27 protein-coding genes and 1 pseudogene are annotated in these 20,941 nt (G+C 70.0%); 10 read left to right on the plus strand and 18 right to left on the minus strand.

The annotated features are described in order from the left end of the window. Window positions 1–88: 88 nt before the first annotated feature. On the minus strand, window positions 89–574 hold the full coding sequence (locus G6N64_RS28525) for a hypothetical protein (RefSeq protein ID WP_163801112.1): 486 nt from the start codon (window positions 572–574) through the stop codon (window positions 89–91). Window positions 575–595: 21 nt separating this feature from the next. Further along, complete coding sequence (locus G6N64_RS28530; RefSeq protein ID WP_220100578.1) at window positions 596–1,117, minus strand: DUF6328 family protein; 522 nt, start codon at window positions 1,115–1,117, stop codon at window positions 596–598. A gap of 299 nt (window positions 1,118–1,416) precedes the next feature. Between G6N64_RS28530 and G6N64_RS28535 the strand changes: the two genes are divergently transcribed. After that, a complete protein-coding gene (locus tag G6N64_RS28535; protein ID WP_163801113.1) occupies window positions 1,417–1,839 on the plus strand; it encodes an STAS domain-containing protein in 423 nt (140 codons plus the stop codon). Here G6N64_RS28535 and G6N64_RS28540 read toward each other — a convergent pair. The 4 genes from G6N64_RS28540 to G6N64_RS30380 all read right to left on the minus strand — a co-directional run bounded on the left by G6N64_RS28540 (window position 1,784) and on the right by G6N64_RS30380 (window position 3,568). Then, the gene (locus tag G6N64_RS28540) at window positions 1,784–2,116 is read right to left on the minus strand and encodes a hypothetical protein (protein WP_163801114.1); all 333 of its coding nucleotides are present in this window, start codon (window positions 2,114–2,116) and stop codon (window positions 1,784–1,786) included. The genes G6N64_RS28535 and G6N64_RS28540 overlap by 56 nt on opposite strands. Before the next feature lie 10 nt (window positions 2,117–2,126). Next, the gene (gene usfY / locus G6N64_RS28545) at window positions 2,127–2,450 is read right to left on the minus strand and encodes a protein UsfY (protein WP_163801115.1); all 324 of its coding nucleotides are present in this window, start codon (window positions 2,448–2,450) and stop codon (window positions 2,127–2,129) included. 78 nt (window positions 2,451–2,528) lie between these two features. Further along, on the minus strand, window positions 2,529–3,398 hold the full coding sequence (locus G6N64_RS28550; RefSeq protein ID WP_163801116.1) for a mechanosensitive ion channel family protein: 870 nt from the start codon (window positions 3,396–3,398) through the stop codon (window positions 2,529–2,531). Next, entirely contained in the window at window positions 3,395–3,568 is a 174-nt protein-coding gene (locus G6N64_RS30380; protein WP_163801117.1) for a hypothetical protein, read from the minus strand. The genes G6N64_RS28550 and G6N64_RS30380 overlap by 4 nt, the downstream gene beginning before the upstream one ends. Before the next feature lie 164 nt (window positions 3,569–3,732). Here G6N64_RS30380 and G6N64_RS28560 point away from each other — a divergent pair, with 164 nt between their 5' ends. Then, the gene (locus tag G6N64_RS28560) at window positions 3,733–4,410 is read left to right on the plus strand and encodes an HAD family hydrolase (protein WP_163801118.1); all 678 of its coding nucleotides are present in this window, start codon (window positions 3,733–3,735) and stop codon (window positions 4,408–4,410) included. A gap of 4 nt (window positions 4,411–4,414) precedes the next feature. On the opposite strand, the gene G6N64_RS28565 is transcribed toward G6N64_RS28560, so the two are convergent. Next, window positions 4,415–4,654 (minus strand): hypothetical protein, encoded by a 240-nt coding sequence (locus tag G6N64_RS28565; protein ID WP_163801119.1) that lies wholly within the window; start codon window positions 4,652–4,654, stop codon window positions 4,415–4,417. Window positions 4,655–4,992: 338 nt separating this feature from the next. Here G6N64_RS28565 and G6N64_RS28570 point away from each other — a divergent pair, with 338 nt between their 5' ends. Beyond that, window positions 4,993–5,406 carry an STAS domain-containing protein gene (locus tag G6N64_RS28570; protein ID WP_163801120.1) on the plus strand — a complete coding sequence of 138 codons (414 nt, stop codon included), beginning with the start codon at window positions 4,993–4,995 and terminating at the stop codon, window positions 5,404–5,406. Here the strand turns inward: G6N64_RS28570 and G6N64_RS28575 are convergent. From G6N64_RS28575 to G6N64_RS28605, 7 genes are all read right to left on the minus strand, one after another. Continuing rightward, the gene (locus G6N64_RS28575; protein WP_163801121.1) at window positions 5,403–6,026 is read right to left on the minus strand and encodes an SAM-dependent methyltransferase; all 624 of its coding nucleotides are present in this window, start codon (window positions 6,024–6,026) and stop codon (window positions 5,403–5,405) included. The two genes, G6N64_RS28570 and G6N64_RS28575, sit on opposite strands and share 4 nt — an antisense overlap. Further along, window positions 6,023–6,772 carry a PIG-L deacetylase family protein gene (locus tag G6N64_RS28580; protein WP_163801122.1) on the minus strand — a complete coding sequence of 250 codons (750 nt, stop codon included), beginning with the start codon at window positions 6,770–6,772 and terminating at the stop codon, window positions 6,023–6,025. The genes G6N64_RS28575 and G6N64_RS28580 overlap by 4 nt, the downstream gene beginning before the upstream one ends. Further along, window positions 6,769–7,710, minus strand: coding sequence for an acyl-CoA dehydrogenase family protein (locus G6N64_RS28585; protein ID WP_163801123.1), 942 nt, complete (start codon window positions 7,708–7,710; stop codon window positions 6,769–6,771). Before G6N64_RS28585 ends, G6N64_RS28580 begins: the two co-directional genes overlap by 4 nt. Continuing rightward, complete coding sequence (locus G6N64_RS28590; RefSeq protein ID WP_246231350.1) at window positions 7,707–8,396, minus strand: glycosyltransferase family 2 protein; 690 nt, start codon at window positions 8,394–8,396, stop codon at window positions 7,707–7,709. The genes G6N64_RS28585 and G6N64_RS28590 overlap by 4 nt, the downstream gene beginning before the upstream one ends. A 160-nt stretch (window positions 8,397–8,556) precedes the next feature. Next, entirely contained in the window at window positions 8,557–9,573 is a 1,017-nt protein-coding gene (locus tag G6N64_RS28595) for a DNA topoisomerase IB (protein ID WP_163801124.1), read from the minus strand. A gap of 9 nt (window positions 9,574–9,582) precedes the next feature. Next, window positions 9,583–9,801, minus strand: a complete 219-nt coding sequence (locus G6N64_RS28600; protein WP_163801125.1) for a hypervirulence associated TUDOR domain-containing protein — start codon at window positions 9,799–9,801, stop codon at window positions 9,583–9,585. 19 nt (window positions 9,802–9,820) lie between these two features. Then, window positions 9,821–10,357, minus strand: a complete 537-nt coding sequence (locus G6N64_RS28605) for a cysteine hydrolase family protein (protein WP_163801126.1) — start codon at window positions 10,355–10,357, stop codon at window positions 9,821–9,823. Window positions 10,358–10,598: 241 nt separating this feature from the next. Between G6N64_RS28605 and G6N64_RS28610 the strand changes: the two genes are divergently transcribed. Together G6N64_RS28610 and G6N64_RS28615 are read left to right on the plus strand one after the other, a co-directional pair. Further along, a complete protein-coding gene (locus tag G6N64_RS28610) occupies window positions 10,599–11,942 on the plus strand; it encodes a PP2C family protein-serine/threonine phosphatase (RefSeq protein ID WP_163801127.1) in 1,344 nt (447 codons plus the stop codon). Beyond that, complete coding sequence (locus G6N64_RS28615) at window positions 11,927–12,967, plus strand: cobalamin B12-binding domain-containing protein (RefSeq protein WP_163801128.1); 1,041 nt, start codon at window positions 11,927–11,929, stop codon at window positions 12,965–12,967. Before G6N64_RS28610 ends, G6N64_RS28615 begins: the two co-directional genes overlap by 16 nt. Before the next feature lie 146 nt (window positions 12,968–13,113). On the opposite strand, the pseudogene G6N64_RS28620 reads toward G6N64_RS28615, so the two are convergent. After that, a pseudogene (locus tag G6N64_RS28620) lies at window positions 13,114–13,959 on the minus strand (alpha/beta fold hydrolase); the annotation flags it as partial. Between the two features lie 109 nt (window positions 13,960–14,068). On the opposite strand from G6N64_RS28620, the gene G6N64_RS28625 reads away from it, so the two are divergent. Together G6N64_RS28625 and G6N64_RS28630 are read left to right on the plus strand one after the other, a co-directional pair. Further along, window positions 14,069–15,433 carry a WS/DGAT/MGAT family O-acyltransferase gene (locus tag G6N64_RS28625; protein ID WP_163801130.1) on the plus strand — a complete coding sequence of 455 codons (1,365 nt, stop codon included), beginning with the start codon at window positions 14,069–14,071 and terminating at the stop codon, window positions 15,431–15,433. 124 nt (window positions 15,434–15,557) lie between these two features. After that, window positions 15,558–15,779 (plus strand): hypothetical protein, encoded by a 222-nt coding sequence (locus G6N64_RS28630; protein ID WP_163801131.1) that lies wholly within the window; start codon window positions 15,558–15,560, stop codon window positions 15,777–15,779. A gap of 3 nt (window positions 15,780–15,782) precedes the next feature. On the opposite strand, the gene G6N64_RS28635 is transcribed toward G6N64_RS28630, so the two are convergent. Beyond that, window positions 15,783–17,021 (minus strand): KasA/KasB family beta-ketoacyl-ACP synthase, encoded by a 1,239-nt coding sequence (locus G6N64_RS28635; protein ID WP_163801132.1) that lies wholly within the window; start codon window positions 17,019–17,021, stop codon window positions 15,783–15,785. Window positions 17,022–17,409: 388 nt separating this feature from the next. On the opposite strand from G6N64_RS28635, the gene G6N64_RS28640 reads away from it, so the two are divergent. Together G6N64_RS28640 and G6N64_RS28645 are read left to right on the plus strand one after the other, a co-directional pair. Then, complete coding sequence (locus G6N64_RS28640) at window positions 17,410–17,553, plus strand: hypothetical protein (protein WP_163801133.1); 144 nt, start codon at window positions 17,410–17,412, stop codon at window positions 17,551–17,553. A 21-nt stretch (window positions 17,554–17,574) separates the two neighbouring features. After that, on the plus strand, window positions 17,575–18,048 hold the full coding sequence (locus G6N64_RS28645; RefSeq protein ID WP_163801134.1) for a DUF309 domain-containing protein: 474 nt from the start codon (window positions 17,575–17,577) through the stop codon (window positions 18,046–18,048). 3 nt (window positions 18,049–18,051) lie between these two features. Here the strand turns inward: G6N64_RS28645 and G6N64_RS28650 are convergent, their stop codons facing one another. Further along, window positions 18,052–18,369, minus strand: coding sequence for a hypothetical protein (locus tag G6N64_RS28650; RefSeq protein ID WP_163801135.1), 318 nt, complete (start codon window positions 18,367–18,369; stop codon window positions 18,052–18,054). A 197-nt stretch (window positions 18,370–18,566) separates the two neighbouring features. On the opposite strand from G6N64_RS28650, the gene G6N64_RS28655 reads away from it, so the two are divergent. Further along, entirely contained in the window at window positions 18,567–18,866 is a 300-nt protein-coding gene (locus tag G6N64_RS28655) for a MarR family winged helix-turn-helix transcriptional regulator (protein WP_163801136.1), read from the plus strand. A 181-nt stretch (window positions 18,867–19,047) separates the two neighbouring features. Here the strand turns inward: G6N64_RS28655 and G6N64_RS28660 are convergent, their stop codons facing one another. Next, window positions 19,048–20,916, minus strand: a complete 1,869-nt coding sequence (locus tag G6N64_RS28660) for an HNH endonuclease signature motif containing protein (protein WP_163801137.1) — start codon at window positions 20,914–20,916, stop codon at window positions 19,048–19,050. Between the last annotated feature and the right edge of the window lie 25 nt (window positions 20,917–20,941).

The following is a 20,941-nucleotide window of genomic DNA, read 5'->3' on the forward strand; positions in this document are numbered from 1 at the left end:
CTTGGGTCCGATTCTTCTCGTCGGCACCGAGGTCCAGGGACGAGAAACGCGCCGGACGGATCGTCCGACGCGCACGGGAGGAACGGCTCTACGGCGTGATCGTCTCCATCGGCGGCCCGTTGAGAGCGCTGACAGCCCGATGAGCGACCGCCGTCGCCACCGCGGTGCCGTCGCGCACGACCCCGACGATCGCCACCTCGTCGTCGACCGAGAACGTGCCCACCGCGTCACCCAGCTGGCTGCCGGAGGCGGTGATGGCGTTGGTCTGTGCCGTCACGGCATACGTCCGTGCGACACCGTCTGCGCCACGTGCGGTCAGAGACGTCGGTGTCACCGCGACGAGGCGCCCCTCCTGGCTGATGGTCTGTGCCGCCGCCGACGAGATGGTCGGAGCGGCTGCAGCCGGCGTGACACCGCCCGCGGTCCGGACCAGGACTGCTGCGACGATCGCCGCGAAGGCCACCGCGCAGGAGATGGAGAGGTAGATGGCCACCATGCGGCGCGTCTCCCGGTCGTACGTGCCGTGGTCTTGCCTGCGGTGCCTACTGCCCATGTTCTGGGTCTCGCCTTCCAACGGTTGACGTTGCTGCGTTGCTCAGCGGATACCCGGGCGTCCGGGCGGGAAAACACGCATCCACAGCGGAAAGACGATCCAGAAGGCAGTGAAGGCACCCACGGCGATGCCGCCCGCCACCATTGCCGGCCCGTGACCCACGACGGCACCGAAGACGACCACCGTCGACCCGACCAGCGCGGCTCCCAGGAGCAGGAGACCGGCATAGGTCATGCGGTGCGCAGCCGTCACCAGCGTGTCGAGGCGATGCCTACGGAATAGGACGCGATGCAGAGCCACTGGAGCGATGAGCACCACCGTGGCGGACACCGACAGCGCGACCGTGCCGAGGAAGACCAGTCGGAGCCCGCGGTCGAGGACGTCGAACCGGGATTGGAAGGGGAGGGTCAGCAGAAAGCCGGTGAGTAGTTGCACGCCCGTCTGCACCACCCGCATCTCCTGGAGCAGACTCCCCCAATTGCGGTCGAGGCGTTCGGTCGGGGACTCGCTGCGATCGTCACCGGCCACGCCGGCGGACTGCGCGCCAAGTGCGTCCCGGGCGATGAGGTCCGACACCGCACTCACCTCCGCGAAGACGACGTTCAAGTGGCATCGGATGCCCGATCGGCGGCCCGGCAAACACACCGGTGACCACCGGCGCGGATGCAACCCGTGAAGACCCTGAGGACTGCGCAAAAGTGATTGTCCGGCGCACGTTGCGGTATTAGAGTCTCAACCAGGTTGAAAGCACAGCCGCAGTACCGCCTCACCCGACGAATCCGTCACCAACTGCGAGCGGTCGCTTTCAGCAACAGGGCCCACTCCCCTTGGCGTGATGTCGAACCCCAAGATAGGAGTCTGCGGTGTCCAATCCATTCCGCGCGACTCGCGACACGCTCCCCTGCCGCCGTGGCGCTCACTTCGAGGCCGGTCAGATCGGGCCCTCGATAGCCCTGCACTCGATCACCGGCGAGATCGACGCCGCCAATGCCACCGCAGTCTCGCAATTCGTGGAGGCGAACCTCGGTGGCGCCGGACGGCTCATCCTCGACCTGCGCGGCCTGACATTCTGTGGCACGCACGGCTTTTCGGCGATTCACCGGGTCAACGTGATCAGTTCCCGGCAGGCCACGAGCCTAGCGATACTGGCAGGCGACGAAGTAGATCGGATCCTGCGGATCTGCGACCCCGGCGGTGGCCTCCCGGTCGTACGGACGCTGGAGGCGGCGATCAGTGCCGTGGCTTCTCCGGCTTCGCCGCACCTGAGGCTCGTCGCAGGCGATTGAGGTTGAACCCTCGAAACTCCGCGCGATAGACCTTCTTCTCCTCGGGATCCATCGACGTCATGCGCCAGCCGCCCGCCTGCTTGCCGCTGCGCGCCATCATCCAGTAACCGCCGCCGCACAACGCCACGGCGGCCACCAACAGCGCAATGGTCCGTAGCCACCCGCTGTCCCCGCCCGCGACTGCCAGCAGGATGCCGAACGTCGCCACACCGCCGCCGATGCACACCAGCCCCAGCAGCGGGACCCAGTAGTTCGAGATTCCCGGTCGCTTCGCCATCGTGGTGTCCTCAGCTGGTGGGCGGTTGGGCTACGACGTCCGAGTCGACGCGTGGGTTCTTGTCGGCCCACTCCAACTCCTGCCTGCGCACTCGACGGTGGGCCAGAAAGAGCCAGGTGCCGCCGGCGATGAAGGCGACCGCGGAAACCGACACGCAGATGACTCCGGCCATCGTCCCGCCCGACGCGAAGGCCGCGAGTCCGATGAACAGCGAGACGACGCCGAGCGCCACTCCGATGAGCCCCGGGGCGTTGTGGCCGTTCTTCATGCTCTCGCCGGCGTGCTGTCGGGTGGTTCGTGCGTGATCGACGGGATCACGTGACGTGTCGCCCATGGTTCACCTCGTGTCTTCGACTGTCGCGTGCGAATCGGATACCCGTCGGCCCCGTGGCGAAACCGGCCGCGGGGGCACTCAGGACACCGTCGTGGACGAGCCGCTGGAGATGCCCGATCGCCGCAGATTCGCCACGACCAGCTGACGCAACCGGCGCCCGGCGTCGAACTGCTTGCCGGGCAGGGTTCGCGCCACCATCCGGAGCCTGACCTCGTCGACTCCGATGCTCTCGACCCCCATCAGTGCGGGTTCGTCGAGCAGCAGTTCGGGCAGGCCGTCGTCCAACATCGCCTGCTTAGCGACGTCGCGAAGCACCTCGTTGACGCGGTTGAGGTCGGCGGACGTGGGCACCGGGATGTCGACGACGGCGCGCGCCCAATCCTTGGACAGGTTCTGGGCCTTCACGATCTGACCGTTCGGCACGGTGAAGACCTCGCCGTCGCTCGTCCGCAGTTTCGTCACCCGTAGCGTCACGTCCTCGACGGTTCCGCGCGCGTCCTTGGACGATCCGGTGATGGTGAGCTGCACCAGGTCTCCGAAGCCGTACTGCTTTTCGGTGATCACGAAGAAGCCGCTCAGGAGGTCCTGCACCAGTCGCTGGGCGCCGAAGCCGAGGGCGGCGCCCAGGACGGCAGCGGGAGCCACGAGCGACCCCAGGGGAAGGCCGAGCGTGTTGAGGACGTCGACGGCGACGACCGCGTAGAGCACGGCGATCGCGACCGACGAGATGACCGCTGCCAGCGCCCGGCGATGCTTCACGGTCTCCGACGGCACGGCACCGTCGGTGGGCCCGCCGCGCGCCAGTCTGCGACTGATCCCCTTGGCCACGAACCTGATGACGCGGGTGGCGAGGATGGCGGCGATGACCACCAGCACGACGTGCAGGCCGCGGGTGGCGATCCACTCCCCGATGGGCGACGACCACGCGTGGCGCAGCGCGTCCGTCACCTGGCGGGGTCGTTCCGCCGCGCCGCATTGGCGGTGACCGCATCGCGAGCGCCCTCGGCGTCCGCGACCCGCCGCATCTCCCGCCGTTCGGCGTTGGCCTCGTCGAGGTCCGCCCCGCCTGGCGGGGCACTGCGCCCGACGGTCTCCCGGGCGTCGTCGTGATCGACCACGGTCGCTCCTTCGTCCTCGTCGTCCGCGCGGGATTGACGACGGTGAGGGCTCCCGCGCTCGTCGGCCCGGTGTCGGCGTTCCCTGGACCGGACGTGCAAAACACCACTGTCCGGGCGCACGGCACCGGCGTTTCGCCACGGCGTGGCGGGGCACCCGTCCGTCCATGGTCAATCCCGCCGTGCTCTTCGACATCGACGGAACGCTCGTCGACACCAACTACCTCCACGTTCACGCGTGGCACCGGGCATTCGTCGAGGTCGGCGTCCAGGTCGAGTCCTGGCGCATCCACCATCGGATCGGGATGGACGGCGGGTCGCTGCTCGAGGAACTGCTGCCCGACGCGTCGGAGGACGAGAAGTCACGTGCGAAGGATCTGCACACGCAGTACTACCAGGAGTCGTCGGGCCTGATCAGGCCACTCGCCTCGGGCCGGAAGCTGCTGGACGCGGTCGCCGAGCTGGGCCTGCAGGTCGTGCTCGCCACGTCGGCACCCGAGAACGAACTGGCGATCCTGCGTGACGTCCTCGACGAGGAGGACGTCGTCTCCGCCGTCACGTCGTCGGAGGACGTCGAGACCGCCAAGCCGCGGCCGGACATCGTGGCCGTCGCGCTCGAACGTGCCGGCGTCCCCGCCGAGCGCGCGGTGTTCGTGGGCGACACGGTGTGGGACGTCCGTGCGGCGGCGCGGGCCGGCGTGGAGTGCATCGCGTTGCGCAGCGGCGGCATCGGTGAGCGCGAACTGTCGGCCGAAGGTGCCGTGACGGTGTTCGACGACCCCGACGACCTTCGCAAAGGACTGCGGGACAGCCCGATCGGGAAGCTGGCGGCTCTGGCGAACTGACCGGTCAGGGAGTCAGGACCGGCAGTTCGCCGGCGAGTCCCGCGGTGGAGTCACTCGTCGAGACGGTGGGGTCGACCGGCGGTGGGCCGAACTCCGGCGATCCCGCGTACGGCAGAGTCGCACCGATGAAGTAGACGACCGCCGCCGAGATCACCACTGCGAGCAGCAGCAGTGCCGCGCCCGCCGCGACGACGAATGCAGGCCCGTCTGGGCGTGATCCACGTGCCTGAAACTTCGCTTCCATCGCCGTTCTCTTCCCGAAATGCCGCGGTGACCGATGCGCTACCAGTACCCCCGCCGCAGCCTGGAGAAACTTCGCCCCGTTGCGGGGCGACGGAATCCGTGGGTCGGTGGCAGAGCGGCGCTCGTAGCTGAAGGTCGCGCGGCACGTAACCCGGCGCTCATCTGCGCTTTCCGGCCTTCGGTCAGCGTATTGCCCGGCTGCTGATTCCGCACTAGCCTCATCCTCGGGTTGAGCGAACAGCCGCAGTGACGTCACCGGCGGCCGGAACGGCTTCATCCGCGGACCCCGACCCCTGACGTGAATTCCGGTACGAACCGCTTCTACCGATGGAGGATCTCGTGTCGATCGCCATGGCGGCCCGCCCGCTCGAGACCCTGCCTCAGGGCGCCCTGCGCCTCACCCGCGGCTCGCTGGCCTCGGCGCAGCTGATCACGGCCCGCGGCGAGCTGGACGCGCAGACCGCCCGGACCCTCGTCGACGTCGTCGACGACGTCGCGCGCAGTCACACGGCCCTGATCGTGGACCTCGGCCCGCTGGCCTTCTTCGGCACCGAGGGGCTGTGGGCGCTGAATCGCATCCGGGCGGCGTGCGCCAAGCATCACGTCTCCGTCGCTATCGTGGCCGGCCCGGAGGTGCGGCGGGTCCTGCGCGTCTGCGACCCGCATGGCGCGCTCGGCGTCGTCACGACGCTGGACGACGCCGCATCCGCCCTGACCGTCGGCGCGTCCGGCTGCTCGGCACCGGCGCTCTAGACGGCGCCCGGCACGCCGGTCTCCGTCGCCACCGAGACCGCGGTTCCCGTCACGAAGACCTCGATCACGACGTCGTCGTCCCGGTACCGACCCAGGCGGTGCAGATCCGCCGTGTCCGCGATGAGTTCGTGGACCTCGTCGCCCGTCATCGGGTAGTCGGCGACGGGATGGCGCCAGTGCGCGGCCACGAGCGTCGCGCCCGTCCCGAGCCGGGGGCACTCGCGGTCGAGCACCTCGCGGAACGTCGCGGCACTCAGGTAGTACGCCACCTCGGACACGACGACGAGGTCGACCCCGGTCGGCCAGTCGTCGTCGAGCGAGCGCCCGGCGAACTCCACGCCGTCGGCGAGCCCGGCCCGCTCGAGGCGCTCGCGTGCGGCGTCCAGGGCGGCCGGGGCGACGTCGGTGGCCGTGACGGCGTCGCAGCGGGCGGCGAGGAGTTCGGTCAGCACGCCGACGGAGCAGCCCGGCTCGAAGGCGTGCCGGTAGCGCGGCCTGGGCAGCATGGCCGTCGTGATCGCGTACTTGCGCTGCTCGTACCACCGCTCGGCGAGACGCCAGGGATCGGGTGAGGCCGCGTAGACGTCGGCGAAGTACTGGTCGGGCAGTCGGGCGGTCACGCGAACACCACCTCGCCGACCGCCAGTAACCGGTCGACGACGAACGGCGGCAGCACCGCGGCCTCGCCGGACGGTGAGGCAGTCAGCTGCGTCTCGAAGGCCGCGATGGCGCTGCGCTTCCTGGCCACGGCCGACGATTCGAGGGGAACGGCAGACATCCGATGCCACGGCACCGCCTCGTCGTCCGGCAGCGCCCAGTGCCACATCCAGACCGGGTACTCGAGCAGGCGCGCCCGGCCGTCGGCGCAGGCCTCGGCCGCCGCGAGTCCGACGGCCTCGTGGTCCGGGTGACCGTCCCCGCGCCAGGTCGCGGCGCACCACGAGCCCGGAGGGTCGCCGGAGAGGAGGTCGCCGAGAGCGTCCGTCAGGGCCGAGACGTGCTGTGTCAGTTCGCCATCGGGTAGGCCCAGACTGATCGGGGGATCAAGCCCGAGCGTCTCGGCGGCGCGCTCGCCCTCGGCACGCCGGTCGCGCTCGAGCCGGCCGCGGTCGAGGTGCGAGTGCGGGTAGGCGCCCCCGCCGTCGGTCACCGAGACAATCCGCACCGGGATGCCGCGCTCGCGCAGTGTCGCCGCCGTCGCCCCGAAGCCGAGCGTCTCGTCGTCCGGGTGGGGTGCGACGACGGTGAGCGCCGGGCATCCCGACAGGTCGAGTTCGGGGAACGCGGGCCGCCGGGCGAGCCACGCGGAGGTCGGGGTGCCGCCCTGGTCGATGGGCCGGGCCGCGAACCGGGGTCCGTTGGTCACCGGGCCGCCAGCCGCCCGAGCGCGGCGAGGTCCTTCTCGGCGTGGCTCTGCCGCACGTACATCGTCAGGTCGGCGACGCGCTGGGCGTGGCGTGCGTCCAGCGCCAGGGGTTTCGGTCCGAGGGCGCGGCCGGTCCGCGTGATCGTCTCGTCGACCGCGTGCTCGACGACCGCACGGGCCCGCCGGGCGAGCAGCTCGGCACGCGGGTCACCGGGTGCGCCGTCGACCGAGTGCGCGGCCGACAGCAGCACCGCCTCCCCGGCGGCGAGTGCGGCGTCGACGACGCCGAGATGCGCGTGCGCGTGTTCGTCGGACGACGCGGACCCATGCTCGTCGGCGACGGCCCGGTAGAGCGGTCCGGCGACCGCTCGCGCGCCGCCCAGCCAGCAGGCGGCGACCCCCATCGCGCCGTGCCAGAAGCCCGGCCTGCGGAGGTACGCGCCGGGCTTCCCGACCGGTACCGCGACGACGCCGCTGAATTGGACGGAACGGGTGTCGGAGTCGCGCATGCCGGCGTTGCTCCACGTCGAGGGCAGTGCCTGGACACCCGGGGCCGAGAGGTCGACGGCGTACAGCCCTCGCTCGCCGTCGTCGCGGAGCGCGGTGACCAGTGCGTGGGTGCAGATGCCCGCACCCGAGCACCACGCCTTCGTGCCGTCGAGCACGACGCCGTCGTCTCCTTCGCGAACGGTCACCACGGCCTCGGGGGCCTCGGCGGCCCACACGCCCCAGAGCTGTCCGCTCCGCGGCGCCTCGGCCTCGAGTTCGGTCAGGATGGCGGCGGCGTCGGCGTGCGCCTCCGCGAGGCGCCCGGCGACGACGTCGTTCTCGGCGAGAGCCGCCAGCTTCCACCACCGCGCCGCGGTGTTCCCCGACCCGGGCAGCGGCAGGTCGAGTTGCCCGGCCCGCAGCCAGCGGTGGATCAGATCGGCGCTCATGCGGTCTCCTGCCTACCGGAGCGGCTCATGCTCCTGAGGTGGGCGGCGAACCCCCGCGGCGCGCGGCCCACCGCGCGTGCCGAGGTGGCCACCGAGAGGCGGCGGTCGCGGTGGACGTCGAACCCGTGCGCTTCGAACCTACGGACCAGATCGACGTCCTCGTCCGACGCCATGGACGCAAAACCGCCTGTCGCCCAGTAGGCGTCGGCCCGAAACCCCATGTTGGCACCGTGGACGTGGGCGTGACCGTCGGGCCATACCTTGGCGCGGTACGCCTCGAGGTACCGACGGATCGCCGACCCCGGCGTGCGTCGCCAGTCGGCGATGCGCACCAGCCCGAGCACCATGTCGGCCCCGGAACGGGCCTGGCTCGTCAGCCATCCCGGATCCACGGCGGTGTCGGCATCGGTGGTCGCGTACCAGATCGTGGACTCGTCGATGCCCTCGGTGCCGTGCGCCGCGCGGGCGTACGCGAAGCCGGCCGCCCGGGCCGCGCCCACGTTGCGTTCGTCGACCTCGACGAAGTGCACGTCGGGTCCGAACCGCCCGGCCAGCTCGGCGGACCCGTCGTCGCAGGCATCGAGGACGACGACGACCAAGACCGGGCAGGGGGCGTGCGCGGACGCGACGCCGATCGCCTCGAGGCATCTGGGCAGGTCGGCCGCCTCGTCGTGGGCGGGCACCACCACCACGATCCGGCGGGGGGGCTGTGCGGGATACACGGCCGGGCTCAGGACTGCCGGGTCAATGCCGGGACGAACCCACGGGCGTTCACGTACCCGTACTACCCACGGGGGGCGCGCGGAAACCGGAACGGGCAGTTCGGTGGTGCGGTCGGGCCGGACCTCAGCCCTTCGCCATCCGGGTGATCAGGTCGCGGGTCGCCTTCTCCACGATCGCCTGTGCCTCGTTGGCGTCGTCGCTACGCGACGCCCGACGCACCGCGCGGTCGATGGTCAGGCCCTTCTCGTAGGCGCTGACGACGCGAGGGTCGACATAGGACGCCCGCGCCACCGCCGGCGTGTTGCCGAGGCCTTCGGAGACCTCCTTCATCACCGCCGACTCCACCCGTTTGATCACCCGGGCGGAGACCGGCGGATCGGATCCGACGAAGGCCTTCGCCCCGAGCACCGTTCCGTGCCACGTGCGGAGGTCCTTCACGCTGTACTCGTCGCCGACCATCTCCTTGAACCGGGCGTTCAGATCGTCGGCGTGCACGTCCGCCCAGCCGTTGACGGTGCGGCACACCAGGAACCGCCCCGCGCGGTCATCCCGGCGCACCAGAGCCTTGGAGGCGCGGACGATCTCGGGATCCTCGATCTCGATGGTCCGCCGCACGCCACTCTTTGCGGGGTAGTCGAACGCGACGGCGTTCTTGCGAACCGTGACGTGATCACACAGCAGCGTGGCGATCCCGTACGACTCGTTCTCCTCGGCGTACTGCTCACCGCCCGCGCGGAAGTACCCGCGGTCGAGGAGGTGCAGCGCCAACGCCAGCACCCGGTCACGGGTCAGTCCCCTGCCCCGTAGATCCTCACCGACGCGAGATCGCCACTCGGGCAGGCGCTTCGACATGGAGAGCACGCGGTCGAACTTCTCCTCGGCCCGTTCCTCCTGCCACCTCTGGTGGTAGAGGTACTGTTTGCGCCCGGCGGCGTCGGTGCCCAGCGCCTGGATGTGTCCGTTGCCGTGCGGACTGATCCACACCTTCTTCCAGGCCGGCGGGATGACCAGTTCCTTGATGCGGGTGAGGTCCCGTTCGTCGGTGACCGGTGCGCCGGCGTGGTCGACGTAGGAGAACCCCTTGCCGCGCCTCACCCGCGTGATGCCCGGACCGGTCACCACGCTGCGACGAAGTCGCATGGGCCCTCCTCAGCCCTTCTCCTTGCGCAGCGCATCGGGCTTGTGCACGGCGTCGTTGCCGCTCTTCTCGCTGCGGACCCGATACTGCGGATCGTCGGAACTGGCCCGCACGGTGCGCTTGGCGGCCTTCGTGTCCTCGGTGATCTTCTCTTCGACGGTGCCGTGGGCGGTGCTGCCGTGGCTGTCCCACTCCACTTTGTCGCCCTTCTTGAAGTCCTTCTCGCTCATGGCCGCGATATACCCGCTGTCACAGGCAGTTAACGGCCGACTTCAATTCCGCATGCATGTTTCGCTCCATCAGCGTCAGCGCCGCCTTGCCGAGGTCCGGGTAGATGTGGGCGACGGCGTCCGGCGGCACGATCACGTCGAAGTGCCGGATGTAGCCGTCCAGCGCGGTGTAGAGGATGCACTGCTCGGTCACCTGTCCGGTGAGGATCACCCGCTCGGTCTTGAGTCGGCCGAGGAGGTAGTCGAGCGCGGTCCCGTAGAAGGCGCTGTGGCGCACCTTGGTCAGGAAGGTCGCGTCGTCGCCGGGCGCGATCGGTTCGACGAGGTCCGGTCGCTCGCCGTCCAACGCGGCACGGACCAGGTCGCGGCGGTCCGCGCTGAAGTCCCCGTGGTTGTCGTTGACGTAGATGACGTCGACGTCGTCGCGCTCGCGTGCCCTGCCGATCAGGTCGGCCAGGGTGCCCACCATGCCCTCGGCATGGTCGGCGAGGTCGCCGGCATCGGGATGGTCGTAGGTGTTCAGCATGTCGATCACCAGTAGTGCGGTTTCACTCATGACCGCGTCGTACCCGCTGATCGGCGATTGACTCAGCGGCTGCGGGCGCGCTCGCTGGCGATGGCACCTCGCAATGCGTAACTTGGAGTGTGGTTGAGCTTGCAGCCGTCGGTATCCCCGCGAGGATGGATGCCCCCTCGTGCGTAGTGGACGAACACACCACCACGCATTCACCGTCGGTCGCTGCCTTGAACGGAAGCCGTCGACGAGTAGCGCCCACCAGGGCGGGAGAGCCGATGGGATGCTCGAACAACGCACCGTGACGGGTCTGGCCGGCGAGACACGGCCCGCCCGCGACGCCCGTGCCCCCGAAGTCCCCACAGAGACGCCGTTCGACCGCTCCGAGCTGATCGAGCAGATCACGCTCGGAATGGCAGGCTCGCTGAACCCCCGTCGCACCGCGCTGCGGCTGCTGACCCTCGTCACACCTCGGCTCGCGGATTGGGCCGTGGTCCTGACCCCGGACAGCGCGACGGGCGGCCTCCTCGCCGTCGGCGGCGCCGACGCGGGATTCAGCGACGTCGTCTCGCGCTCTCAGGTCCACGACCAGGGCCTGGGACGGGTCCTGCGCACCGGACGCACCGAACTCCTGCACGTCGCCGTGGAGACCCTCACCGGCTCCACCGAGAACGACGCGCTCGCGACCATGATCCCGCACGCGAAACTCGTCGCCGAGGCTGCGGCACTGCGGCCGGCCGACGTCGTCGGCGTGGGGCTCACGGCCCGGGGCGCCACGGTCGGCGCACTCATCCTGGTCAAGGGACGGGGGCGCGGCTTCGACGACGACGACGTCGCCTTCATCGAACGGGTCGCCGAACGGGCTGCGCTCGCACTGGACTCGGCCCGGCTGTACGAGGAGAGCGCCCGCATCGCGTCGGTGCTGCAGCGCAGCCTCCGGCCACCGCAGCTACCCGAGCTGGCGGGCATGCCGCTGGCCGCCCTGTACCGTCCCGCCGCGGAACACCTCGACATCGGCGGTGACTTCTACGACGTGCAGATCCTCGGCGACGACTGTCTGCTGACCCTCGGCGACGTGAGCGGCAAGGGCGTCGAGGCCGCCGCCGTCACGGGCCGGACCCGGCAGAGCATCCGCACCGCGGCGCACTTCGACCGTAGGCCCGCCGCGCTCCTCGGCGCGCTCAACACCGTGCTCTACGAGTCGGGCACCGACAAGTTCGTCACGATGCTGTGCGCCAGGTTGACCCCCCGGGCCGACGGCGGCATCGACGCCGAGGTGGCGTCGGCCGGCCATCCGCAGCCGCTTGTGCTGCGAGCCGACGGTCGAGTCGAGCAGGTGGCCGTCACCGGCACCGCGATCGGCATGATCGCCGCCGTCGACTACGCCTCGTGCCCGGTCCATCTCGCCGACGGGGACACGATGCTCATGTTCACCGACGGCATCGACGAGGCCTTCGGCGCCGACGGGATCTACGGCGCCGATCGACTCCTGGCGCTGCTGCCCGCCTACGCGGGCGCCGCACCGGACATCATCTGCGACGCCGTGGAACGCAACGTCATCGAGTACCTCGACGGCCGCCCGCACGACGACATGGCAGTGCTCGCGGTGGCATGCCGCAAGACGTGACCCCGTCGGTCGACGCCGACGTACCGCCGCAGGCCTACGACGACGCCATCGCCAGGAGTGACGGCGCGGGTGTCGTCGATGCCATCAACCGCATGCTCACCGGCGGCGCGGAGCCGGTGACCGTACTCACCGACGTGATCGCCGCCGCCCAGCGCGAAGTCGGCGAGCGGTGGCAGCGCGGGGAGTGGACCGTGGCACAGGAGCACGCGGCGACTGCACTCGCGATAGGCGCGACCAAGGCCGTGTCGCGGTGGGTGAAGCGCACGCCGACGACGCGAGGCCGGGTGGTCGTGGCCTGCGCCGAACGCGAGTGGCATGCATTGCCCGCGATGATCATCGAGTGCTCGCTGCGGGCCGACGGGTGGGACACCACCCTGCTCGGTGCGTCGAGCACCCCGCTTCGCCTGAACAAGCTCCTGCAGGATCTCGGCCCCGAGGGCGTGGCCGTGAGCTGCTCGGTGCTCGGCGCGCTCCCGACCTCGCGGCGGTTCATCGAGGCGAGTACGTCGGCCGGTGTGCCGATCCTGGTCGGCGGGCCCGCGTTCGGGCCCGACGACCTCCGCGCCCGTGCGCTCGGCGCCACGGCCTGGGCCAAGGATGCGCACGGAGCGGTACGCGCGATGCGCGACCTACCCGCGGTGGTGGAACCCGCCGCACCGCTGCCCGAGGAGGCCGTGTCCGAACAGGCCGCGCTCGACCTCGACCATCGTCGGATCATCGGTCAGCTGTCCACCGCGTGGTCGGTGGCCGTGGACGTCGACACCGCGGGATCGACCGTCCAACTGGAACCCGACGAGGTCAACGACGTCCTGAACCAGACCCTGCACGCCGTGTCAGCCGCGCTGTTGACCGGAGATCCGCGGCCGGTGCCGGAGACCGCCGCCTGGATCGACGACCTGCTACGCGATCGAGGTGCCGGGCAAGGGCACGTCGCCGAACTCGGCGGCCTGCTCGCCACCGCCCTGCGTGACTATCCGCTCGCGTCGGGCATCGTCGCGGAGGGCTTCGTACCGGTCCGGATCTAGACCCCGTGGCTCGCCGGTTCCGACCCCGCCGGAGCCGTCGCGTCCTCGACGTCTGCCGTCGCGCCACTGGTATTCGCGTCGGCCAGGGACGCTGTCCCGGCCTGCTGGCCCTCCGCTTCGGCTGACGCCGTCGCCCCGGTCAGATGCGCCTCGGCTGACGCCGTCGCGGTGATGAACTCGTCGATCACGTCGTAGACCCTCGTCGGAGCCTCGACGTGCGCGAAGTGTCCGACGTCCGGCAGCACCTCCACCCGGCAGTCCGGGCGCGCCTCGAGCGCCGCATAGGCGTGGTCGACGGGGATGATGTTGTCGTCCTCACCCCAGATGGCGAGCGTCGGGAGATCCGCTTTGAGCTTGAGCCGGTTCAACGCGCTCACCGACTGCCCGCGGTAGTCGACCACCGACCGCAGGGTGCGCAGGAACGCCGCGCGGGTCTGCGGATCGTTGAACGACGAGTACGAACTCCAGATCTCGGCGCCGCGCGGGGAACGCAGCCCCATGGACGTCAGCCAGCCCTTGACGGTGTTGCCCGCCCGCAGCACCGGCGTCGGTGCGATGACCGGCATGATCAGCTCCGCGCCGGGCGCGGACAGCAGACGCAGGATCCACCCGACGTCCTGGCCGAGCCCACCGCTGCTGATCAGGATGAGCCTGCGGCAGTAGTCGGGATGCTGGTACAGGAACTGCATTGCGATGCCGCCGCCGAGCGAGTGGCCGACGACCGTCGCCGAGTCGACGCCGACCTCGTCGAGCAGATCGCGCAGACCGACGGCGAAGGCGCCCAGCGAGTAGTCGCTGCGCGGCTTGCTCGACTGGCCGTGACCCATCAGGTCCGGCGCGATCACGCGGTACTTCTTCGCCAGCTGCGGCAGGATGGCGCGCCACGTCTGAGAGCTGCCGGCCATGCCGTGGATCAGCAGCAGTGCCTCTCCGCGACCCTCGTCGTAGTACGCCAGACGTTCGCCGTGCAGGTCGATGAACTTGAGTTCCATCGCAGGATTCTCCACTCCCTCGACCCTCCACCCTACCCATCGGTAACTTTTCTGGCGACAGATCGCCGTGTGCAGGTCGAATCAAGCCCGGCTAGGTACCGTCATGCTCATGAAGCTCATCTCGCCGACCGACTCACTGTTCCTCGTCGGCGAATCCCGCGAGCACCCGATGCACGTGGCCGGTCTGCAACTGTTCGAGCCGCCGGCCGACGCCGGACCGGAATACCTGCGCGACCTGCACGAGGTCATGGTCAAGGCGGACCAGTTCCAGCCGACCTTCCGCAAGCATCCCGGGCGACTGCTCGGCGGGATCTCGAACCTGGCGTGGGCGTTCGACGACTACGTCGACATCGACTACCACCTGCGCAGGTCCGCGCTGCCCCGCCCCGGCCGCGTGCGCGACCTCCTGGAGCTGACCTCGCGCATGCACGGGACGCTCCTCGACCGTCACCGTCCGCTGTGGGAGACCCACCTCATCGAAGGACTGTCCGACGGCCGGTTCGCCGTCTACGTCAAGTTCCACCACTCGCTGATCGACGGGGTGTCCGCGCAGCGACTGTTCCTGCGGGCCATGACCACCGACCCGGACGACCGCGATCCGCAGGTGCCATGGACGCTCGGTCCGCGGAAGCGGACCCGCGAGCCGGCACCGTCGCGATCGGCCCTGCAGCAGTTGGCGGGGACGGCGGGGTCGTTGGCCTCGCTCGCGCCGACGGGACTGTCGGTGGCCAAGGCCGCGCTGGTCGAGCAGCAGTTGACCCTGCCGTTCCGGGCGCCCAGGACGATGTTCAACGTCCCGATCGGCGGTGCCCGACGCGTGGCCGCCCAGTCGTGGCCGCTGGAGCGGATCAGGAACGTGAAGGACGCGACGGGGGCCACGGTCAACGACGTCGTCCTCGCCATGTGCTCCGGTGCACTGCGCTCCTACCTCACCGATCGGGACGCACTGCCCGACACGCCCCTGGTCGCGATGGTGCCCGTCAACCTGCGTACCGAGGGCGAGCAGGACGCCGGCGGCAACATGGTGGGTACCATCCTGTGCAACCTGGCGACCGACGCCGCGGACCCCGTCGTCCGGCTCGATGCGATCAGCAAGTCGATGCGCGAGAACAAGCAGGTGTTCGCCGAGCTGCCCAAGACACAGGCCCTGGCGCTGTCGGCGTTCCTCATGTCCGGCATCGCGATGGGTCTGGTGCCCGGGTTCGTGTCGTCGGCGCCACCGCCGTTCAACCTCGTCATCTCGAACGTGCCGGGTGCGCGGGAGCCGATGTACTGGAACGGCGCGCGACTGGACGGCAACTACCCGTTCTCGATCGCGCTCGACGGTCAGGCCCTCAACATCACGCTCACCAACAATGCCGACAACCTCGACTTCGGGCTGGTCGGGTGTCGCCGCAGCGTCCCCCACCTGCAGCGCCTGCTGGGCCACCTCGAGGACTCGCTCGCCGATCTGGAGAAGGCCGTGGGCGTCTGACCCACAGCCGTTCCGAAGCGACCGATCAGCGGGCGATGCGGGCCCTTCCAGGTTTTCCTGCGATGCTGGGGCCTCGAGTCGACTCGGGCGCCCGGCCCGGCCAGCGGAGGGAGCGTGGAACGCGATGAGCCACGGCCTCTACGACCGGTGTGAGTGCGGGCACGTGCATCCCGAGCACTCGCTGTTCGGCACCTGCCGCGCATGCCTGGACTGCGTGGACTTCGCGGTGCCCGACCAGGACCTCAGCGAGGGCCCCGATCACGAACTGTCGCAATGCGATTGCCGACGTTTCGTGCTCGCCGACGCCGAGGACGCCGAGGAACTGGTCGTCGGCGAGATGGCCTAGCGGTCAGGCCTTGCCGAACGCGATGGCGGCGTTGTGTCCACCGAAGCCGAAGCTGTTGCTGACGGCGTAGCGCACGTCGACGCTGCGCGCGGAGCCGGCGACGACGTCGAGATCCATCCGGTCGTCGAGCTGGCGGAGATTCAGCGTCGGGGGGATGCACCCGTCCCGGAGCGCGAGCACGGTGAGCACCGCCTCGATGGCACCCGCCGCGCCGAACGAGTGACCGAGCGCCGCCTTGGACGCATAGACCGCCGGGTGGTGGCCACCGAACACCTTCTGGATCGCCACCGCCTCGACGAGATCGCCGTCGACGGTTCCGGTGGCGTGAGCGTTGACGTGGTCGACGTCGCCCGGTGACAGGCCCGCCAGCTCGAGAGCGCGCGAGATGGCATGCGCCTCCTGCTCGGCGTCGGGGTCGGAGCGGAAGGCGTCATACCCGTCCGACGACAGCGCCCCACCGAGCACGCGTGCGAGGACCCGCGCACCGCGCGCCCTGGCGTGCTCCTCGGTCTCCATGATCAGCATGGCGCCGCCCTCGCCGAGCACCATGCCGGACCTGGTCTGATCGAAGGGACGGCAGGCGCCGACCGGGTCGTCGTTCTCCGTCGACATGACCCCGTCGATCTGGCCGTACGCCGCGAAGGGGACGCCCTCCAGCTTCAGTTCCACGCCGCCACAGATGACGATGTCGGCGTCGCCGAACACGATGTTGCGCCAGGCCTCCACGATGGCGGATGCGCCGGACACGTCGCCCGTCAGCGGCGCGGTGACGCCCGCGCGGGCCTTGCGGTCGAGGCCGACCGCGGCCGCCGCCCCGTTGGGCATGTACATCTGCACGGCCAGCGGCGAGACCGCCTTGAGACCCCTGTCCTGCATCTCGTGGTAGGCGATGATGATGTCCTCGGTGCTGCCGAGGCCGGTTCCGACCGTCACGCCCAGCCGAGCGGTGTCGACCTCGGGGTCGCCGGCGTCGGCCCACGCGCGCCGGCTCAGCACGATGGCCATCCGCTGGGTGAACGAGAGCCTGCGCATCTCGACTCGGCTGAGTTCGTCGTCGAGGTTCTCGCGGAGCTGACCGCCGATCGTCGAGGGCAGGTCCAGCCCCTCGAGATTAGGGGCGGACAGCGGCCGGATGCCGCTTTGACCATGAAGCAGGGCGGTCCACGTGTCCTGCGCCTGCGGTGCGAGCGCAGTGGTCATGGCGACACCGGTGATGACGACGTTGGGGTGTGAACCCAGCATGAAAGCCACCTTTCCCCTGGTCGAAGCCGGTCGTCACCGGGTCGGATCGATCAGGAAGATCCATGTCGTTTGCTCGTCGCAGATAGTCGCCGACGGGCGCCCCCACCATTCGTTGCCCACCGTTTTATATCGACTGCGGCGAAACCTCAAATGCCCGCTCGTGGCCGTGACAAACATCCGGCGGGCCGCGGAGCGCTCGATCAGACCCCCGGATGGGCCGAATCCCGCGCGGACGGAGAGCACACCGGTGGGTCTCGCCGGCCCCGGGTCGGCGGCTCGCCGCGTTTCGCATCGGACAGTGCGGGCACCCGGCATGGCGGATCCGAACCGAGGGCTCACCGTTGCCACCCGAGGTGATCCGCACCCCACCATCAGGAAAGGTCGGACCGTGCCACGCGGACAGGGAATCTACGAGAACACCGACGAGCCCGACGGCGACGATCGCGGCGGAACCGTACAGTCGGCCGACGACGTGGACACCAGCAAGGACACGCCCGACGTCGACACCGATCAGGGTGAACCCACCGACTGACGTCGGCGACGACGAGGTGACGTGACGGAACGCGACAGGGACGACGAAGGGCGCGCACTCAACGCCCGCCCACGTGACGCCCTGGGCAGACCGCTCCCCCGCGGCGCTCAGGGCGTTCCCCGGATCCCCGATGACCCCGACCCGGACCCCCGGCGGACGCTGGCGACCGCACAGCGACTGCTCGACGACGGCAACGCCTTCCACGCCCACGACGTGCTGGAAGCGGCGTGGAAGGCGGCTACCGATGACGAGCGGTGGTTGTGGCGAGGTCTGGCACAGCTGGCGGTCGGCCTCACGCATGCGCAGCGGGGGAACCGTCGCGGTGCCGCGGCCCTGCTACGTCGCGGTGCGGAGGGCATCGATCGCGGGGACGTACCTCACGGCGTCGACGCAGAAGGCCTGATCGCCCGTGCCCGCGCTCTGGCCGACGACCTGGACGACGGGCGGGATCCCCCGCCCGGGACGCTGCGGCTGACGCTCATCAAGAGCGCTTAGCCGTCACCCCGCGATGCCCATGGCGGGCACGGCCATGGCCACCATCGTCAGTGTGAGCAGGGACCATCCGGCACCGTGCCAGATGGGCCAGGTGCGCCCATGCCGCCAGTCGAGGTAGGTCTTGACGAAGGCGCCGAGCGCGCCGACGAACAGCGTGGCGGGAGTCGCCACCGCCCACAGCAGGTCGTGTTGGTCGGACACCGCGTAGCCGACGAACACCGCCACCGCGACGGCGACCACGGCCGCGACGTAACCGATGGCCGAGCGGAGTGCGGCGGGGTCGTGCCACCGCTTCTCCACGTCGTTGAGGCTCGAGGTCACGTGCGTCTCCTCTCGTCGGGATCGCTTACCGGCGTTCCCGGGATCGCGCTCGCAAAACTCGACGGTCGCTCATCCCACATCCGCGCTCATGGGGACTACCCGCCGGCAATTCGACGAATGCCTGTGAATCCGTCGGGTAGGCCGTCTTACCACCGCACGTACATCGAGCCGCACGGATCAGGAGAGGACGACGTCTGGTGGACCCATTGTTCGCCGATTCGGACGACCGTCGCCGAGACATGCGCGACGTGATCCTCGGCCTCCGAGCACTGGTCTTCGAAACCGACCGCCTCGCTCAGCGCTTCGCCGCCGATCATGGTTTGTCTGGCAGCGACTTCCGCGCACTACTCCACGTCGTCGACTCCGAGAACGTCGGCGATCCGCTGACCGCGAGCGATCTTCGCCATCGTCTCAACGTCTCCGCGGGTGCCGTCACCTACATCGTCGATCGTCTGGTTCGCGCGGGACACGTGCGCCGCGAGACCGACGCAAGGTGAATCTGCACTATTCGGAGTGCGGACATCGGTTGACGCAGAAGTACTTTCGCCCGATTGCCCAGCACTACCGAGGTGCCCTTGAGGGCGTACTGGACGCCGACCTGGAAGTCGCGAAACGCGTCCTGGAGACACTGGTCGAGGCGGCCCGCCCACTACCCGGCTGGGATGCGCAGGGGACGACCTAGGCCGCGGTGCTGGTGGGTGGTGCTGGTGCGCCGGGTTCGTGGGTGTCGTTGTCGCCGTGCTCGTCTGGCGGATTGGGGTGTTCGATCGCGGTGTCCCCTGGCTGGTCGGCGGTGTCCAACCGCTGCCACGGCTCTTCGAGTGCCTGGTTCTCCGCGTCACCATCTTCGGGACCCGGCGCTGATGGTGCGTCGTGCGCCAATGCGGGCTGGGCCGTGGCGCGTTCGCGCGTTGCGCGTGCGGCTTCGGCGGCCTGCCAGGCGGGGTCCACGGGCCACCACGGGATGGGCTCGCCGTGGGAGTCGGCGGTCGCGTCGTCGTGGTCGAGTCGCTCGTAGTCGGCGGGTTCGTCGGCGATTGAAGCAAGGTGTTCGGGCGGCCACGGTTCGGCGCGGTGCTGCTCGTCGGTGGTGGGGTTCGTCGCGGGGTCGGGAGCCGTGACTGCCGCGTCGTCGGCGCCGGCCGTCGGCGTGGGTGGTTGCCACTCGGGTGGTTGCCAGGCGTCCTGTGGTGGTGGGCGCAGTGTTTCGGGGTGGTGGTAGTCGTTGGTGCGTGTTTGTCCGGTGTCGAGGCCCGGTGGGGGGATCCATTCGACGTGGTGGGTGTCGGTGAGGCGGGTGGTCCAGCCGCCGGGGCCGACGGCGCGGTTGTCGGGTCCGCAGGCGAGGGTGAGGTCGTCGACGTTGGTGTCCCCACCATTGCTCCAGTCGGCGGCGGCGTGGTGGACCTGGGTGCGGTAGGCGGGGACGGTGCAGCCGGGTTTGGTGCAACCCCCGTCGCGGGCGATCAGGGCGAGGCGTTGGGCGACGGAGGCGGTGCGGCGGGTGCGGAACAGGTCCAGGACCGCGCCGGTGGCGTCGTCGAACACGGCGAGGTAGTTGGTGGCATCCTTTCGTGCGGCCAGGTTGAGGACGTCGGCGACGGGGATGAGGGTGCCGCCGCCGGTGACGCCGATCCCCGCCCGGGTGGCCAACTCCTGCAGGGTGGTGCGGACGATGATGGTGGTGGGTAGGCCGCCGTGCTGGCCGCGTTCTGTCTTGTCCAGGGCCATCCGGCCGATGTATTCGAATGCGTCGTGACGGCGCTGTTCGAGGGTGCGTAGGTCGCCGTCGATCTGGTCTTGGGTGGGGGTGCCGGTGGTGCAGGGGTGCTCGTCGGCGGGGTTGCACATCCCTCGGGCGGAGAACCGGGCGTCGAGGGCTTCCCACACGGCGTACGCCGACGGGGTGAGGTTGCCCTTCACCCCGGTCATGGCGTCGTCCTGCTGGCGGCCGAAGACGAGGCTGCGGCGGCGGGCGCGTTCGGTGTCGTCGGGGGCGGGGCCGTCCTGGTCGAGGAGGAACACCGTGCGGCGGGCGAGGTTCTCCAGTTCGGTGGGCCCGCAGCCCACGGCGTGGCGGACCCAGTCGACTTCGATCTGGTCGCGGGTCGCGCCGTCCACCCAGCCGGGAACCTTCTTGAATTGTGTGCGGATCACGGTGACGTGTTCGCCGGTGATGAGTCCCAGCCGTTGCGCGGCGGCGGTCGCCGCCAACCGAGGCGCCATCGGTTCCCCGGTCAGGGACTGGCGGGGGCCGAGGTGGTCGGCGTCGGTGAGCCGGCGCCCGGCCTCGGCGGTGGACAGGCGGTACCGGGTCGCCAGGACGTCGCGCCAGGACTTCGCCCCCAACTCCGCCGGGGTGGTCTCGGCGCGCAGGCGGGCCAGGATCCGGTGGTCCTGGGTGGGGAGTTGGCAGCCCAGGGTCTGCAGCCGGTCGAGGACCTGAAGCAGTTGAGGGCTGGTGAGGGTGTCGAGGTCGCAGCGATCGAAGGTGTCGTAGGCGTCGCACAGCGCGGTGAGCGCTGCGAGGACCTCGTCGACCGACATGTATCGAACATACGTTCGAACACAG

The sequence above is a fragment of the Mycolicibacterium sediminis genome, assembly GCF_010731735.1.
Lineage (GTDB): Bacteria > Actinomycetota > Actinomycetes > Mycobacteriales > Mycobacteriaceae > Mycobacterium > Mycobacterium sediminis.